Genomic DNA, 15,338 nt, shown 5'->3' with positions numbered 1-15,338 from the left:
TACTGGCAATCATCTCCAGATAAAACGCCGTTGCTTAATCATGGAATGATTAAGCAACGCTCCTTTTTCCCTAAGAAAGCTTAGTCAGGAATTCTAAAAATGTTTTAGTTCTTGGTGTTAAGAGGGTACGGCGATAGGCATCTGCCGCTTTTTTAATTCCTTCTGCTTGAGTTGGATAGGGATGAATTACGCTCGAAAGCTTACTCAAACCAATCTTATGGACAATTGCTGTAGTCACTTCAGAAATCATTTCCCCTGCATGAGTTGCCACAATAGTTGCTCCCAGGATTTGATCTGACCCTTTCTTGTGGTGAATTTTAACAAATCCCTCTTCTTCGCCATCTGCGATCGCTCGGTCTACAGTACTAAAGGGAATTTTAATCGTATTAACATTAAACCCTTTGGCTTGAGCTTCATGTTCATACATCCCCACATGGGCAATTTCTGGATCAGTATAGGTTGCCCAAGGCATAACCAAATTACTCAGTTTATATTTACCGAAGCCAAAGGGAGAAAATAGAGTATTCTTAATCACAATCCGTGCTGCTGAATCCGCTGCATGGGTAAACTTCCAGTCCATGCAAATATCACCAGCAGCATAAATTTTGGGATTGGTAGTTTCAAGGTAATCATTCACCTTAACTCCTTTACGCTGGTCATACTCTACCCCGACCAGTTCCAAATTTAACCCTTCTACATTGGGCGCACGTCCAGCACCAATCAAAATTTCATCTACTGTGACCGACTCTTCCAAACCAGTGCAGCTATTGAAGTGTAAGGTTTTACCTGCCTCTGTCTTCTCGACCCGGTTCAATTGGGCACCCAGGACTAAACGGATACCTTCTTTTAAAAAGACTTTTTGAACAATATCGGCGGCGTCAGCATCTTCTTTATTTAAAATGTGAGAACCGCGATGAAACAGCACTACTTCACAACCTAAACGGCGGAAAGACTGAGCTAATTCACACCCAATTGGACCGCCACCAATAACAGCTAGTCGATTGGGACGTTCTGTCAGAGAAAATACCGTTTCATTGGTGAGATACCCCGCCTCTTCCATGCCCTCAACTCGGGGTCGCACTGCTCTTGCTCCTGTAGCAATTACCGCTTTCTTAAACTTGAGGGTAGTATCGTTTACTTCAATGGTATCCTCACCGGTAAACCGACCATTGCCTAAAAATATATCAATACCATAGGTATCTTTAAAGCGTTGAGCAGAATCGTGATGGCTAATCCCTGCCCGTAGCCGACGCATCCGTTCCATCACTGCGGGGAAGTCTACTTCAATATTATCTGGAACTTTAACCCCAAAGGCTCCGGCATTGCGCATCTCAGCCACTACCCGAGATGACCGAATCAAACACTTGGAGGGGACACAACCTACATTTAAACAATCCCCACCCATCAAATGCCGTTCAATCAACGCCACCTTCAAACCAACACCGATACCTGCTGCACCTGCTGCTGTAACTAATCCAGCTGTACCAGCACCAATAACTACTAAGTCATAACAATCAACAGGTTTCGGATTAACCCAATCCCCTGGATGAACGTAGTTAACCAACCTCTGGTTATACTCATCCATGGGTGGGACAGTAACTCTTTGGTATTGAGAACTTGACATTTATAATAACTCCTTTGATAGTTCAAAATTAGATTATTTTTTTAGGGATTAGGGAGTAGGGAGTCGGGAGTCGGGAATCGGGAGTCGGGAATCGGGAGTCGGGAGTCGGAAATCGGGAATCGGGAATCGGGAATCGGGAACAAAAATTATTACAATTCCTAAACGGATCCCTATAACCTATAACCTTTAACTTTAACCTGCTAACCTTAAACTTCCTAACCTTAAACCTTGGCCAAAAGGCCACGCTACGCGAACAACCTTCAACCTTGGCCAAAAGGCCACGCTACGCGAACAACCTTCAACTTCCTAACCTATAACCTTCAACCTTGGCCAAAAGGCCACGCTACGCGAACAACCTTCAACCTCCTAACCTTAAACCTGCTAACCTTCAACTTGTTAACCTTCTAAACTGTTTCCTTAGAAACTCTTTTGTCTAAAGCCTTCTTAGCCAGATTAGTAATAAAAAGTGTTATTGCCACAGTGGCGATAAAACCAATAATCCGAATTGCCCACTGGACAGTGGGATTGGTGGGTGCGTCACCACTACCAAGAGTGGCCAGGTCTCCAGCCAGAGAACCGATGTAAACGTACATTAATGTTCCTGGAATCATGCCAAAGGAGCCTAAGACGTAGTCTTTCAGCGAAACCCCAGTTAGACCATAGGCATAGTTTAAGAGATTGAAGGGAAATACCGGAGATAGTCGAGTCAAGAACACAATTTTCAATCCTTCCTGACCTACTGCTTCATCAATGGCACTAAATTTATCATTTCCAGCAATTTTTTGAGCAATCCAGTCCCTAGCTAGATAACGTCCAACCAGAAAAGCAGCCGTGGCTCCGATAGTGGCTCCGATGAACACATAGATTGAGCCTAAGAAAACACCAAATACTACCCCAGCCCCTAGGGTTAGGATAGACCCAGGCAAAAATGCTACGGCAGCAATGATATAGATTGCGATAAATGCGATCGCTCCGATGGGTCCGAGACTATCAATCCACTGCAAAGCATTGCGCAATATTTCTTGGGGATTGAATCCTCCACTACTAGCGGATTCCTGTGCGAAACTCGGCTCAGCATGTACCACCAGTACCATCACCATTGCCAGTAATGTTAATGAAACTAACTTTAAACCCTTCATGACGTTTCGGGGACGAGATTGACTGCTTCTTCTTGTACTTATCATGAGTTGGGAGCGTTGCACTTGAACTTGAGACATAGTAATCAAATTATCTACAGATATGGTTATCTTAAATAGCTTGTTGGGTAATGAAATTAACAAAAGTTTATAAGTTTACAGGTAAGCTATCAGCTATCAGCTATCAGCTATCAGCTTATGCGCACGCTAAGCGCACAGCTTTTGAATAAAACAAGTAAGCATTGGTTTAATCTCTGTTACCTCAGTTTACGGCTGTTCGTTTAGGGTGACCTAAAAGCTGACGGCTAACGGCTGACGGCTGACGGCTGAAGGCAGTTAAGCATTTAGCCTTCAGCCTAGGGCGATCAGCTTTCTAGAGAGTGGCCAACAAACAATTGCAGTATCAATTGCTTGTTGATGATCATCATACAATAGTTTTTGGGAGCTAAAGCTAGTGAAACTAATTTAAATTTAATAAGAATACTTTTGCTTAATTTTAAGGCTAAATTTAGGTGATACTCAGCAAAAAATCAGGTTTATTTATATAGCTAATATTAACTATTAAAATCAGACGACAGATTAATTTTGTAACAAGGTAACAGCAGCTCTGATCACAGATTTTTTTTAGTTATAGCAAACAATTAACTAGTTCATCTAAATTAGAGCTGGATTTAAAGTTACATAGGGGGCGTTATACGTTAAAATTAATCAAGGATATTAGGTAACTATTGATTAACACTGCATCGACAGCTGGACTGACTTGCACAGAAGAAGCAGATAGAGGATCTTGGACTGGTTATGCTCGAAGTCTTGATTAGGAGCCAGAAGTCAGCAAAAAGCCGTTGAGGTAAAGGACTGACGCCAAACTAGAGACGAAACTCTATCAGTAGTAGGGTGGGTTAATCACACACTCTACAGGTAGATCTACTGGGTAAGTCTTGGGAAACTTGATACTCTCTTGTGACACATGAAACTTAAGTACAATAGAGCTATCCTCAAAGTCTTCTGGGTTCATAGTTTATTAATTAGTTATATATAAATAACTAAAAGTGATTGAGCGATCGCGTTTTAAGGTAGAGCGCAGCGCAGGCAAACAGGCAATCCTATTACATACTCATAAGAGTCAGGACTTCCCCAGCAACCCTACCTGTAGCGGTTTTTATTAATGCATCCTACTATTTATAGGATTTGTTGACCAGTTTTGCCTAAGTCCTGTACTTGTGACTACCTTTCTTTAGCAGGATTGGGACAGAAGGATACTAAGGGGTTGAGCAAAATAACTATTTGTTATTTTTATTGATTTTTTGCTCGATTGCCAAAACTAAAAAAAGACTGGTATACTTTCCGTAAAAGCTTGATAAAAAAACATTCAGCTCACAACCATGAATATTAAATCTGCTCAAGAAGACCATATTAATTGGATCAAAGATCGGCTAAAACAAACCCAGCAAGAACTTGCTGAAGCGGAAGCAAACCTTCTTAAATTAAATAATTTAGTCGAGCAAAAGCGGGCAAATGTTGCCTATTTTAAGGATAAGCTTGAAGCAGAACTATCCAGCAATGATATTGATATGGTAGCGGACATAGCGATAGCCTTGCAGGAAAAAAATGAGGTCAATAGCAATCATTTGTCTGAACAAGATACCACTGTAAATTCAAATAGCAATGTCGGCAAAGTCAATTTTTTTGATGATGAATTAGAGGAGAAATCATTTGAAGAAAACCAAATAAAAAACCAAGAGGATGAGGAGGGTGATAAGCGCAATCCCAGAGATATGTTATATCCAGAATTTAGAGGTAAAACCTTCTGGGAAGCGGTAGAGATTATCTTAGATAACTTTGCTGCTCCGGTTAACCGAGAACAGATTGTCAGCAGACTATTTGATGCCAAATCTGATGATGAGCAACTCCGTGCTAAAAACTCCTTGTCTACGGAATTGCGTCGAGGTGCAAAAGAAGGGAGGTGGAAAAAAGTGGGACGCGGTCTTTTTGCTTCTAATTCTTTCAAGGAGGAAGTAACTGATGAAGTTAATAACTAAAAGTAATAACTAAGAGTTTTAGGTTCAGATCTCTTTTGCCTCGAAAATCCTCTCATATCAGGAGTGATCGAAATCGAAACAGTACTTAACCCAATTAACCCATCAAAAAAGCTGATTCCCTTTTTGCTAACCTATATGATAGACGTTTGTTAACACCTGTACCTATTTCCCCATGTCTGCTAAGGATCAATTCCATGATCTAGTTAAGGATGCTCTAATCAATGACGGTTGGAGCATTACCCACGATCCTTATCGCATTGATCTGGGTTTTACCGATCTCTACATTGATTTGGGGGCAGAACGCCTGATTGCTGCTGAACGCAATAATGAAAAAATAGCTATTGAAGTTAAAAGCTTTCTATCAACTTCAAGGATTTCAGAATTCCATGGTGCAATTGGGCAGTTTATTAACTATCGTCTTGCCTTAGAAGATGAGGAGCCTGATCGAACACTTTATCTTGCGGTTCCTAACACTATTTACAGTGCTTTTTTCAGTTATCCCTTCATACAAAAGTCGATCAAGCGTAATCAGGTTCCTATTGTAGTTTATGATATTTCGCAACCAAGGATTAGTCAATGGATAAATTAGAGGTGTATCGGCAGCATATTCAGGACTTGCTGAAAAAACGTGCCAGTATTAAGTCGGCGAATCTGGCTATGGAAACCCAGCTCATTTTTGATACGGAACGGGATCATTACCAGATGGTTCATACGGGTTGGAAAGATAACATCACCCGTATTTATGGATGTTCTGTACATGTGGATATTAAAGATGGCAAGATTTGGATACAGCATGATGGGTCGGAGATTGCGATCGCAGATCAGTTAGTTGAGTTGGGCGTACCAAAGCAGGATATTGTCTTGGCCTATCAGGCACCGATTATGAGGCAGTATACCGAGTTTGCGGTGGGGTGAGCGCATCAGCTGATAGCTGATAGCTTTGCTTGACCCCAGTATCTGAGGCTTTTGATATGGTTTTCCCGTTGCCAGATAAATACATTGACCTGCTCACGGATTTCGGTTTTAAGCGCGTCTTTGGCACTGAGCCAAACAAGGCACTGTTGATCGACTTCTTGAATACTCTGTTGCCTCCCCATCATCAGATTCAGGATGTCACCTTTAAGAATCCGGAGTTCTTGGGCAACACCTTAGTAGATCGAAGAGCTATCTTTGATATTTATTGTCAGAGCGAGACCGGTGAACGCTTCATTGTGGAAATGCAGAAGGCCAAGCAAAATTTCTTTAAAGATGGACGAAGTCCCGCTTTCAGCGATCGCAGTGTCTATTATTCTACTTTCCCTATCCAAGAACAGGCTCAACAGGGATATTGGAATTATGAGCTCACCGCAGTTTATACCGTTGGCATTTTAGATTTTCTCTTTGATGACCACAAGCACGAGTCGGAACTGTTGCATGTGGTGGAGCTAAAAAATCAGCGGTGTGAAGTGTTCTACGATAAGCTCAAATTTATCTACGTTGAACTACCCAAATTTACTAAGTCTGTTGATCAACTAGAAACCCATTTTGACAAGTGGTTATTTTTACTCAAACACCTAGCCCAGTTGAATGAACCCCCTGAACCGTTGCAAGAGGATGTATTTGCCCAGCTATTTGAGGTGGCCGAGATTGCCAATTTCTCATCTGCGGAGCAATTCCGTTACCAAGATAGCCTGAAGGTCTATCGGGATATGAATAGTATTGCCGAAACCTTGATTCAGGAAGGCAGACAACAAGAAAAACAGCAGATTGCTAAACAGATGAAGGCGGCAGGGTTACCCCTGAAGGATATTGCCCAATATACGGGGTTGAGCGTTGATGAGATTGATCGGTTGTAGCTTCAAACCGCTTCATCTAATATTCGGATATGCAGAACCTCATTTTTCATTAATGGCTCAATTTGTGACTCGGAAACCACTAAAACGGCGATCGTTTCCCCGATCCCATTGAAAACTTCCAGACTATAACCATCCTCTGCGTCTTCTACTGGATGGTGATCGACAATCGTTGCAATATCCCCTTGCTGCAACTTATGCTTGGGAAAATCTTCCCCCAGGGCCACCCGTGAAAATAACTCAAATGCCATTATCTAGCCTCCTGTATGAGGATATACCACTAGACCGGTGAACTATTTAAAAGTAAGGTTTGCTGGTGCGATCGCATGATCAATACATTCGATCTAGCATATAATCTTACCAGAAAAGCTTCCTGTTTATTGTAAAAGTTCATGGCAAAGGATCGTTTCCACAATGCAGTGAGAACTGCCCTAGAAAAAGAGAACTGGGTAATTACTGCCGATCCCTATCAACTGAGTGTTGGGGAAGTCGATTTTGAAATTGATCTTGCTGAAGAGCTAATCGCTGCGGAACGAGCAGGAGAAAAAATTGCTGTGGAAATCAAAAGCTTTATTGGTCGATCCCTTGTCTCCGATTTTCATACTGCCCTTGGGCAATGCATCAATTATCAATTTGCCCTAAATGAAGTTGATTCTCAACGTAATCTTTACCTTGCTATTCCTGAAACAATTTACCAATCTTTCTTCCAGCGACGCTTTGTAAGATCAGTAATTGAGAAGACTCAAATCAACTTACTGATCTATGACCAAACTCAGGAGGTTATTCAGGAATGGCTGTAGAAGAATCTGTAGAACAATATCGTCAGTGGATTCAGGAATTACTTCTAGAACGAGCCAATCGCAAGCGCACCTTCCCGGAAATCGAAGCCCAGGCGGTTTTGGACACAGAACGAGATCATTATCTGTTGCTGCACACTGGCTGGAAGGATAACCGTCGCACCCACGGATGTAGCCTCCACTTAGATATCAAAAATGGTAAAATCTGGATTCAGCATGATGGCACCGAAATTGGCATTGCTACCCAATTGCTTGAACTCGGTGTTCCAGCTGAGGATATTGTCCTTGGCTTCCACTCCCCCAACATGCGCCAATACACAGAGTTTGCCGTTGATTAACTAGACTTCGGGCGTTGCTGAATCTTTCAATGAATAGAAGTAGAGTGGGCATCCTGCCCGCCCCAAAACATCGCCAAACAGGCAAGATGCCTATTCCACCGGTAGAGTGGGCATCCTGCCCGCCCCAAAACATCGCTGAACAGGCAAGATGCCTATTCCACCGGTAGAGTGGGCATCCTGCCCGCCCCAAAAGATTGCCAAACAGGCAAGATGCCTATTCCACACAGGCAAGATGCCTATTCTACAGGATTTTTTTCCTGTTCCCTGCTCCCTAAAACCCAGAAGTTTGTACTTCACCAATTGAAAACCGCTATATTGATAATCATAAAGAACAATAGGAATTAAAGCCATGAGTAGCTCAAATCAAAAACACTATAAAAAAATCGGTAGTATCTATGATGATTTGTGGAGTTACTCAGAAGACTACATTAGATTTATGGGGTTAAAAATTAGTGAATATTTACGCTTAACCTCAACAGATATTCTTGTAGATTTAGGCTGTGGCACAGGGCTTTTTACCCAAGCAATTCCTAAGGAAATACAGTTAGATAATCCGATGATCTGCGTCGATCCTTCTGAAGAGATGCTCTCACAAATACCCTTAAACCCCCAATACCAAATTAGGGCAGTAGATGCGATTACTTTTGTTTCTGAAACCTCAGGTTATAATAAGGTCTATATGAAGGAAGCAATTCATCATATAGATAATAAAGAATTACTATTTAGTAGTTTGTTTCAAAAGCTAACTAGTGGAGGAATGTTTTTGCTGATACTTCTGCCTCCAACTATTGAGTATCCTTTATTCAAAGCAGCTTTAGAGCGATATGAAAGAGGGCAGCCTAACTATAACGATCTCACTAGTTTACTTGAGAAAGTAGGCTTCAACGTCTCAGTTGATTTTGTTGAATATATTCAGTCAATTCCTAAAGAGCAATACTTGAAAATGGTAGAAAATCGCTATATGTCATTACTGTCATTCTTTGATGATCAACAGTTAGAGGAAGGTTTAGCAGAAATATCAGAAAAATATGCTCAACAATCTATCCTTGAATTTCCTGACCGTTTTGTTTTTATTACAGCAAGTAAGTAGTTAAGCTATCAGCTTATGCGCTACGTGCTGCATCCCTATTCCCTACTCCCTGTTCCCTATTCCCTGTTCCCTATTCCCTTTGCTGTAGTTGCGATCGCATCCGCTCTAGCATTCAATCGCTTCAGTAAGGTTGTATGGGAGAGGTTGGGATCATCCTCAAGATTGACCAGACCAAAACTAATCGGGGGTGTATGACCGGGCAAATCTACCCAACGATACCAGGTATAACCAACAAGAGCGGGATGAGTCAAAGCCCTGGCTAAGGACTTAGCGCCATTACGCATCATCCGTGACCTTTCGGAAAAGCCGTCTTCTGGTTCATCGGGTAAGGCTCGTTGAGTAAACCTGGTGTGTCCCCAACTAAACTCACTGTTGAGCACTGGCAATTTTGTAGCTTGGTAGTATAGGTCTATGCGCTCATACATGTTGTAGCGATAATTGTTAGCAGATACCACATCTACCCAAGGTCTTTTGATGGCGGAAAATACTGCATCAGAAGGAGGTGCCCCAAACCGACATCCCAGGATTAAATGGTTGTGGTCATAGCGGTGAATTGCTGCTCCAGTTTCCTGAAAATAGCGTCGAGCAAATTCTGCTTGAAACCCATTCTGATCCACTAAGTAGCCTTTAGAAACAATCCCTTGTTTGGTCTTAGTCCATGCTTTAATCGTGTCTCTAGATTCAATCGGGACCTGCCAATCTTTAGCTAATTGCTCTAGACTATTACCATGGCGCTTTAAAACAAAATCCCACGCAGCACTATAGGCGGGTTTTTCTGGATTGAGGCTAAGGCAAAATTGCAGTAAGGATGGCTTGGCGAGCTTGGTGAGCAACAATTCTGAGTTAACCTTTCGGTCTCGTGTTTCCGCGTGTGCCCAATTAAGTTCATTGTCAGTAAAATATCCCACTAGCAGCTTACTACTTGCCACCGGTGCTACGATTTCCTTAGCTTTAGCATCAATCCCTTCAATCCATTTCGGATCAAACACATCCGGTAACTTTAGCTTCCTGTCATCAACCCTAAGTTCACTGTCTGGAGCAGCTTTAACGAAATTTAGGATAACCGTGTAGGGCATACCCTGATCCCACAATTGAGGTGGTGTCCATGCTCCTAGAGCATTAAAATTCCAACTCCGCAGCCGCTCAAAGCTAGCTTCCCGAAAGGCAGCGGGGTCTTGACCATATTTATCTTCGACAACCGGAACATAGGGGTCAGGATAGCCAAAGTTGACGGAGGTCACACCCCGGTAAAGGAAGGGTTTGCCATCCGGGTCAATGAACCACCAACGACCTTTGTGGGATTTACCAACTCGGAAAAAATCCTGCTGACCTATTACTGTTTCGGTCTTGATGCGTACTTGGGCAAGAGGACTAGCAGCTTGGGAGGCAAGAAGACTATTGGGTAGGGCAGAGCTCAGCAGTACGATCACTGCTGAGAGGATGAATAGAATAAATCGGGATAATACTTTCCAATGTCGCATTTCAGTTTTGTTAATGCTTGATTGATATCCCCCATTATTCCCCTTAATAAGGGTAGGGCTGTTTCATCTCATTTATAAACCCTATATAGGCCAAATGATTAGAGAGGGGGTACATTTTTGCAGAGATTGCGATCGCTCTCATCAAGATTGGGGTTACTAAGATAGTCTCGCACCCAATCACAACCCTTGGCTATTAAATCATTTAACCCTCCTATACGCCATAACTTGGCAGTTCCGGAACTGTCAAGAGTGGCTAGTACGCTGCCATCAGCACTAAAACTTATACTTGTAACTGTACTTTCATCAACTGTACTTTCATTAACTTTACTTTGATGCCCATCGTCAAAAGCAGTCAATAATTTTCCTGACATATGCCATACATAGGTATAATCCTTCTCCTCATAATGCCGCTCTGCACTAACCACTAAGCCACCCTGGGTACTAAAACCGATACTATCAAAGCTCCGATTAGCACTCTTAAACTTAACTAATTCCTCACCAGACTCCAATTCTTTTAAAAAGATATTACCTCTCTCTACCCAGTGATCCTCGAAAGCATTCTGCGCCACTAACAGCTTGCCATCGGAGCTAAAAGCGATTTCACCCCATAGCTTAGGTTCAGTTTTCCAGATTTTACTGTTTAAATTTAACCGATGGAGAGTACTAGTTTTATTATCATCATAACCCTGCGGATATACAGTACTATCGTTCTCCACAACAAGCAATTGTGTACCATCAGGGCTAAAAAGAAGCTGGCTAATTGTTTTATTAAAATTTTTAGATTTATACAACTCATTGCCATTCAAATCCAATAAGCGAATCCTATTCTCTTGACCAACTCCAGCCAATTGTGTACCATCAGGGCTAAAAATGATTTGCCTTATTGTTGTTTTAAGATCTGGAAATCGCTTCAACTCCTTACCCTTCAAATCCAACAGACGAATAGTGTCATCACTTCCGACAACAGCTAGTTGTTTACCATCGGGGCTGATGCTGATACTTTTTAAATTCGGAATTAGCTCTAACTCCTCTAATGGCTTCTGATCTAGTTTCCACCAGACCAGGGTATTGTCATCACCTAAACTAGCAATTTGTCTGCCCTTCGACGAGCTAGAAATCACCTCACGAATACCACCTTGATGCCCTTTCAGTTCAAATTCCAAGGCGTCTGACAAAGAGTCATTAATCTTATATGGTTCATCATAAACACTAATAATACCCTCACCCTCTTGCCCAATAATCAGACGACCTTCGGTATCAAAAATGATACTGCTAGCTCTACTTATGGGTTTAAACTCCTTCCAATATTCGCTATCTAAACTACGAAAGTAGGCAATGCTTACATCATCTCCAAACAATCCTGCTAAATATTCACCATTAGGACTAATAGGACTAAAAACCAGATTTCCCGAGAGTGTAGGACTAAAAGCCAGATATCCAGAGGGTGCCTGATTAAAATTTTTAAACTCTGCCAACTGATTACGACTCCTGTAGTCCGACAATCTGAGGGTATCGCCAGATTCGTTAGCTACTACTAGCTGGTTCTTGGAGTTAAAGCTAATACTACTGAAATTGACTTCCCGTTTCAATAGCTTCGGTTGATCTCCCGTTTCCCACAGGCAGATAGTACTGGAATTGCCCTTCTTAGTTCGCTTTTGTAAATAGGCTAGAAGCTTCTTGCTATCAGGACTGAAACTGATCCCTCTGTTATATACACCTATATATACACCATCAGTAAGAAATAGACCTATATCAGTATCTGTAAACCCTGAAATACAGTCTGTAAGCTGACGTGGCTCTTCCTGTTTTCCTTCTAAGTTCCACAGGCGAAAAGTCCCTTGCTTGTCAGTTGTTGCTAATAAGCGACTATCTGGACTAACATCAAGGTCTACGTCCCCCTCATGTCCTGAAAATATTTTGGGTAGTGGTGTGCCTTTGAAGTCTTGTAAGCGGACAGTACCATCCTCTGCTGTAGCAATAATTAACGTACCATCAGGCTTAAAAAACATCTTCTTAAAACCTTGAGGCACTTCTCTGCGGTTATATTCTCTAGTTGAATAGAATACCTTTCGCAAAGTTTGTAACACTTCAGTTTGAAGCTGACTGTCTGGCTTGAATAAGAATAAGTATCCTGGCCAATCTTGAAGAGATTTTGCTGCCCGTAAACTGGCAAGCAAAGCGTTTAACTCTTGACCTAATTCAAAGTTGGCTTCAGCGGCTTGCTGAGAAGCCTGAATTTGACCGATCAGGGCATCTTTCTGACCAATTAAGGAGAATACCAAACCTGTAGATAACCCCAGAATGACTATGATCGCAACACCCCAATTCCGACGAGTATTTAAGCTTTTTCGCCGGACGCTACGCTGCACAAACTCAACTTCTACCTGGTTAAACCAGTTGTCCTCAGAATTGAGTTCTTTATTCAATACATCGAGATAAGGATTGGCATTCCAAAGAAACTGTACGGGTTTCTCTCTCGAACCTTTTTGTTCATCCGATGTCCGTTGCCACAATCGAGCCAAGTTCGTATTTTCGAGCTTGTTTATTTTGTTAAGAAAGTTTTCAGCAAGGTCAAGTCTCCCATTCAACCAATTAATCACAGCTTCAGCCTTGACTTCAAAACCGGATGATTGTTTTTTGCTTTTAACACTTTTCCACTCCACCGCCGCAGGAGTCAACCGCCGTTGCAGAAGTAAATTTTCCTCCTCCTCTTGCTTCCATCCCAGCAATCTTTGCCATCCCCGCACTAAAGCATCATGGGCTGGTTCTACATAGGGATTCCCCTCAGCATCTTGTCCTTCTACTAATAACCGTGCTGTGCTAAAACGCTCAATTACTTCCTTGACTAAATCATTTTTCTGAGGCGGATATTCCAATTCCCATAAAGGTACTTGCCTACGGGCTAACTCACCTCCACCTAGTGCCACCATCCGCAGCATCACATGACGGATCACTTGGTCATAAGCGGAATTTTCTTGAACTAGCTTCTGATATTCTTCATCAGCCCTTTGAGTTAGCGATCGCATTACTCCCCCCAATTCCATATAATCGGCTTGAGTCAACGCCCGGTCAATAGTCATACCCCCGTATTGTGACTGCCGTTGCCGCCTTAAATACTTGAGATACAGTTCACTCAAGGCAAAAGACAGCAGGGATAATGCTCCCGGCATATCCGCCACTTCATCAATTAATTCTTCTACTAATTCGTGGGGTTGAAAATACATTACCCGTGCTTGAGCCGGTTTTTCTATCGCTTCCCTTAGTTCCCCTCGTGTCATGGCTGGTACAATAAATCGTCCACTTTGCCAAAGATTTATCAGTACCGTGGTTCCCAATTGATTTAGTACTTCCGGTGCCAACGTTAAGCCCGCATCTCGGATTTGGGGTTCAAAATCAGAACGTAGGCTCAATACTACTCGTAATTGCTCCCGATAGCCATCAATTGCTGCCAGTATCTGTTGAAAAAATTCCTGGCGCTCCTGCTCATCTTGACAGAGTGTAATGATTTCTTCGCTTTGGTCAATAAAGATTAATAACTTCGATTTGGGATTGTTTTTAACCCAAACCGCAATACTTTCAGTGAGAGTTTTTTGTTTGTTCCCTAACTCGACTTTTCGTAATCCCGCCTCAACCAGGGCATTATTGAGAGCTTGGAAGGGGGTTTCTCCGGGACGAATTGGTGACACTATCGACCATTTATCGGTATTTTCCTGTTTCAACTGGGGAATTAATCCCGCTTTCACCAAACTCGATTTCCCCGAACCGGAAGCACCTAAAACCACAGTTAAGGGATGAGTATTGACAAAATCCTGTAACTTTTCTACTAGTTCGGTTCTACCAAAAAATAGTTGACTGTGTTCCTCTTCAAAGGAGTTTAAACCCCGATAGGGATTTTTCGACTCATCTAATGGTGGTGCGGGGGGTAAGTTAAGTTCATGTCCTGGAGACAGAAAGATATACTCGCCTTTATCGTGCTTGTCTAAACACCAAATACCGGGCGTTTGGCGCACACGGCATTTTTCTGTGGGAATTTCGACTCGATCCCGTAAATATAAATATAATTTTGTGGCTGTAATTACCCCATCGACCGCCGGTTTACCATTCGTGGCAGGAGGATAGATATCTCCTGCACCTTCTAGGGCTTCTAATAATGCACTAGCAAAAGGGGAATGATTGCCGATTTGACCGCGTTCGCTATCTAAATTAAAGTTATCTAAGGCTTTTTGGTCGGAAGCTGAGGAAGTAATGATTTGCCATGCCGGGTCAGTAATAAAACGGTCATAACGCTCTTGGTGAATTACTTCTGGCGATGTGAGTAAATCCCTGGTACTTGACCATTTAAAAGCACCAGCAAAACAGCAGTCTAGGATACCCAAGAAATGACGACAGGGTAATTGATGGAAAGCATCATGTAACTTGGTCATGGGCAGATAACTATTAGTATCCCCCAGTTTGGCATCTTGAGGAATTAGGTAACCAGCCGGGCCATCATCCCCATTGAGAGCTACTCCATGACCAGCAAAGTAAAATAATAAGCGGTCATTTTCAGTGACTTGTTCGGGTAGGGTTTGGTCTAAAAATTTGTTGAAGTTAGAGAGGGTGGCTACTTCGTCTAAGCATTCCCAGACTTCATAGCCATGCTTCTCGCGGAGAATTTCTATTAGTTTTTTGGCATCGTTTACGGCGGTGTTCAGGGGGGAAATGCCGTTTTGGTAGTTGTTGATGCCGATGATCAAGGCGAGATTGCGGGAAAACATACATATACCGTGGGATTTTATTAAGTACAGAATTATGGTTTTTTATGGAACAGGAATTATTAAGGGAGCAGGGAATATAGCAGTTGGCATTCAAACTATTTTTGGCGATAATGAAACAGCCCTGCCTCCTGGGGGTTAGGGGTGGGTACCCATCTATGTTTTTGCCAGAATGAAACAGCCCTGCCCTTAATAAGGGGGACTTTTGAATCTAATTCCACCCTTTGTTAAGGAAACCGATACCCTG

General features: G+C 42.3%; 15 protein-coding genes. 8 read left to right on the top strand and 7 right to left on the bottom strand.

The window, feature by feature from the left end:
• Nucleotides 1–70: 70 nt before the first annotated feature.
• Entirely contained in the window at nucleotides 71–1,624 is a 1,554-nt protein-coding gene (locus LYNGBM3L_RS19480) for a mercuric reductase (protein WP_044493955.1), read from the bottom strand.
• 228 nt (nucleotides 1,625–1,852) lie between these two features.
• On the opposite strand from LYNGBM3L_RS19480, the gene LYNGBM3L_RS41230 reads away from it, so the two are divergent.
• Complete coding sequence (locus tag LYNGBM3L_RS41230) at nucleotides 1,853–2,032, top strand: hypothetical protein (protein ID WP_131827262.1); 180 nt, start codon at nucleotides 1,853–1,855, stop codon at nucleotides 2,030–2,032.
• Here the strand turns inward: LYNGBM3L_RS41230 and LYNGBM3L_RS19475 are convergent.
• Both LYNGBM3L_RS19475 and LYNGBM3L_RS48815 read right to left on the bottom strand, forming a co-directional pair.
• Nucleotides 2,029–2,763, bottom strand: coding sequence for a TVP38/TMEM64 family protein (locus LYNGBM3L_RS19475; RefSeq protein ID WP_008186908.1), 735 nt, complete (start codon nucleotides 2,761–2,763; stop codon nucleotides 2,029–2,031). The genes LYNGBM3L_RS41230 and LYNGBM3L_RS19475 overlap by 4 nt on opposite strands.
• An 880-nt stretch (nucleotides 2,764–3,643) precedes the next feature.
• On the bottom strand, nucleotides 3,644–3,775 hold the full coding sequence (locus LYNGBM3L_RS48815) for a hypothetical protein (RefSeq protein ID WP_008186906.1): 132 nt from the start codon (nucleotides 3,773–3,775) through the stop codon (nucleotides 3,644–3,646).
• Between the two features lie 367 nt (nucleotides 3,776–4,142).
• On the opposite strand from LYNGBM3L_RS48815, the gene LYNGBM3L_RS19470 reads away from it, so the two are divergent.
• From LYNGBM3L_RS19470 to LYNGBM3L_RS19455, 4 genes are all read left to right on the top strand, one after another.
• Entirely contained in the window at nucleotides 4,143–4,799 is a 657-nt protein-coding gene (locus LYNGBM3L_RS19470) for a hypothetical protein (RefSeq protein WP_008186903.1), read from the top strand.
• 172 nt (nucleotides 4,800–4,971) lie between these two features.
• A complete protein-coding gene (locus tag LYNGBM3L_RS19465; protein WP_008186901.1) occupies nucleotides 4,972–5,388 on the top strand; it encodes an element excision factor XisH family protein in 417 nt (138 codons plus the stop codon).
• Complete coding sequence (locus LYNGBM3L_RS19460) at nucleotides 5,376–5,714, top strand: XisI protein (protein WP_008186899.1); 339 nt, start codon at nucleotides 5,376–5,378, stop codon at nucleotides 5,712–5,714. The genes LYNGBM3L_RS19465 and LYNGBM3L_RS19460 overlap by 13 nt, the downstream gene beginning before the upstream one ends.
• A 56-nt stretch (nucleotides 5,715–5,770) precedes the next feature.
• Nucleotides 5,771–6,634, top strand: coding sequence for an Rpn family recombination-promoting nuclease/putative transposase (locus LYNGBM3L_RS19455; RefSeq protein ID WP_044493997.1), 864 nt, complete (start codon nucleotides 5,771–5,773; stop codon nucleotides 6,632–6,634).
• Between the two features lie 2 nt (nucleotides 6,635–6,636).
• Here the strand turns inward: LYNGBM3L_RS19455 and LYNGBM3L_RS19450 are convergent, their stop codons facing one another.
• On the bottom strand, nucleotides 6,637–6,882 hold the full coding sequence (locus LYNGBM3L_RS19450) for a DUF4926 domain-containing protein (protein ID WP_008186894.1): 246 nt from the start codon (nucleotides 6,880–6,882) through the stop codon (nucleotides 6,637–6,639).
• Nucleotides 6,883–7,023: 141 nt separating this feature from the next.
• On the opposite strand from LYNGBM3L_RS19450, the gene LYNGBM3L_RS19445 reads away from it, so the two are divergent.
• Nucleotides 7,024–7,431 carry a XisH family protein gene (locus LYNGBM3L_RS19445; RefSeq protein ID WP_008186893.1) on the top strand — a complete coding sequence of 136 codons (408 nt, stop codon included), beginning with the start codon at nucleotides 7,024–7,026 and terminating at the stop codon, nucleotides 7,429–7,431.
• Nucleotides 7,422–7,766, top strand: coding sequence for a XisI protein (locus LYNGBM3L_RS19440; protein WP_008186891.1), 345 nt, complete (start codon nucleotides 7,422–7,424; stop codon nucleotides 7,764–7,766). The genes LYNGBM3L_RS19445 and LYNGBM3L_RS19440 overlap by 10 nt, the downstream gene beginning before the upstream one ends.
• A 90-nt stretch (nucleotides 7,767–7,856) precedes the next feature.
• Here LYNGBM3L_RS19440 and LYNGBM3L_RS19435 read toward each other — a convergent pair whose 3' ends face one another.
• On the bottom strand, nucleotides 7,857–8,117 hold the full coding sequence (locus tag LYNGBM3L_RS19435; protein ID WP_008186889.1) for a hypothetical protein: 261 nt from the start codon (nucleotides 8,115–8,117) through the stop codon (nucleotides 7,857–7,859).
• On the opposite strand from LYNGBM3L_RS19435, the gene LYNGBM3L_RS19430 reads away from it, so the two are divergent.
• Nucleotides 8,116–8,856 (top strand): class I SAM-dependent methyltransferase, encoded by a 741-nt coding sequence (locus LYNGBM3L_RS19430; RefSeq protein WP_008186887.1) that lies wholly within the window; start codon nucleotides 8,116–8,118, stop codon nucleotides 8,854–8,856. The two genes, LYNGBM3L_RS19435 and LYNGBM3L_RS19430, sit on opposite strands and share 2 nt — an antisense overlap.
• A gap of 56 nt (nucleotides 8,857–8,912) precedes the next feature.
• On the opposite strand, the gene LYNGBM3L_RS43930 is transcribed toward LYNGBM3L_RS19430, so the two are convergent.
• Together LYNGBM3L_RS43930 and LYNGBM3L_RS47625 are read right to left on the bottom strand one after the other, a co-directional pair.
• Nucleotides 8,913–10,337, bottom strand: a complete 1,425-nt coding sequence (locus LYNGBM3L_RS43930; protein ID WP_008186885.1) for a hypothetical protein — start codon at nucleotides 10,335–10,337, stop codon at nucleotides 8,913–8,915.
• A 98-nt stretch (nucleotides 10,338–10,435) separates the two neighbouring features.
• Nucleotides 10,436–15,094, bottom strand: coding sequence for an nSTAND1 domain-containing NTPase (locus tag LYNGBM3L_RS47625; RefSeq protein WP_008186883.1), 4,659 nt, complete (start codon nucleotides 15,092–15,094; stop codon nucleotides 10,436–10,438).
• Nucleotides 15,095–15,338 lie beyond the last annotated feature (244 nt).

Origin of the sequence: Moorena producens 3L (assembly GCF_000211815.1) — a bacterium.
Classification (GTDB): Bacteria; Cyanobacteriota; Cyanobacteriia; order Cyanobacteriales; family Coleofasciculaceae; genus Moorena; species Moorena producens.
The sequence above is the reverse complement of the archived record's forward strand: the minus strand, read 5'-3'. Positions and strand labels throughout refer to the sequence as shown.

Excerpts from the sequence above, each read along its gene's own strand:
- LYNGBM3L_RS43930 (WP_008186885.1), bottom strand. The coding sequence starts at position 10,337 with ATGCGACATTGGAAAGTATTATCCCGATTTATTCTATTCATCCTCTCA.
- LYNGBM3L_RS19455 (WP_044493997.1), top strand. The coding sequence starts at position 5,771 with ATGGTTTTCCCGTTGCCAGATAAATACATTGACCTGCTCACGGATTTC.
- LYNGBM3L_RS19445 (WP_008186893.1), top strand. The coding sequence starts at position 7,024 with ATGGCAAAGGATCGTTTCCACAATGCAGTGAGAACTGCCCTAGAAAAA.
- LYNGBM3L_RS19450 (WP_008186894.1), bottom strand. The coding sequence starts at position 6,882 with ATGGCATTTGAGTTATTTTCACGGGTGGCCCTGGGGGAAGATTTTCCC.
- LYNGBM3L_RS19440 (WP_008186891.1), top strand. The coding sequence starts at position 7,422 with ATGGCTGTAGAAGAATCTGTAGAACAATATCGTCAGTGGATTCAGGAA.
- LYNGBM3L_RS47625 (WP_008186883.1), bottom strand. The coding sequence starts at position 15,094 with ATGTTTTCCCGCAATCTCGCCTTGATCATCGGCATCAACAACTACCAA.
- LYNGBM3L_RS48815 (WP_008186906.1), bottom strand. The coding sequence starts at position 3,775 with ATGAACCCAGAAGACTTTGAGGATAGCTCTATTGTACTTAAGTTTCAT.
- LYNGBM3L_RS19435 (WP_008186889.1), bottom strand. The coding sequence starts at position 8,117 with ATGGCTTTAATTCCTATTGTTCTTTATGATTATCAATATAGCGGTTTT.
- LYNGBM3L_RS19460 (WP_008186899.1), top strand. The coding sequence starts at position 5,376 with ATGGATAAATTAGAGGTGTATCGGCAGCATATTCAGGACTTGCTGAAA.
- LYNGBM3L_RS19430 (WP_008186887.1), top strand. The coding sequence starts at position 8,116 with ATGAGTAGCTCAAATCAAAAACACTATAAAAAAATCGGTAGTATCTAT.
- LYNGBM3L_RS19470 (WP_008186903.1), top strand. The coding sequence starts at position 4,143 with ATGAATATTAAATCTGCTCAAGAAGACCATATTAATTGGATCAAAGAT.
- LYNGBM3L_RS19475 (WP_008186908.1), bottom strand. The coding sequence starts at position 2,763 with ATGAAGGGTTTAAAGTTAGTTTCATTAACATTACTGGCAATGGTGATG.
- LYNGBM3L_RS19480 (WP_044493955.1), bottom strand. The coding sequence starts at position 1,624 with ATGTCAAGTTCTCAATACCAAAGAGTTACTGTCCCACCCATGGATGAG.
- LYNGBM3L_RS19465 (WP_008186901.1), top strand. The coding sequence starts at position 4,972 with ATGTCTGCTAAGGATCAATTCCATGATCTAGTTAAGGATGCTCTAATC.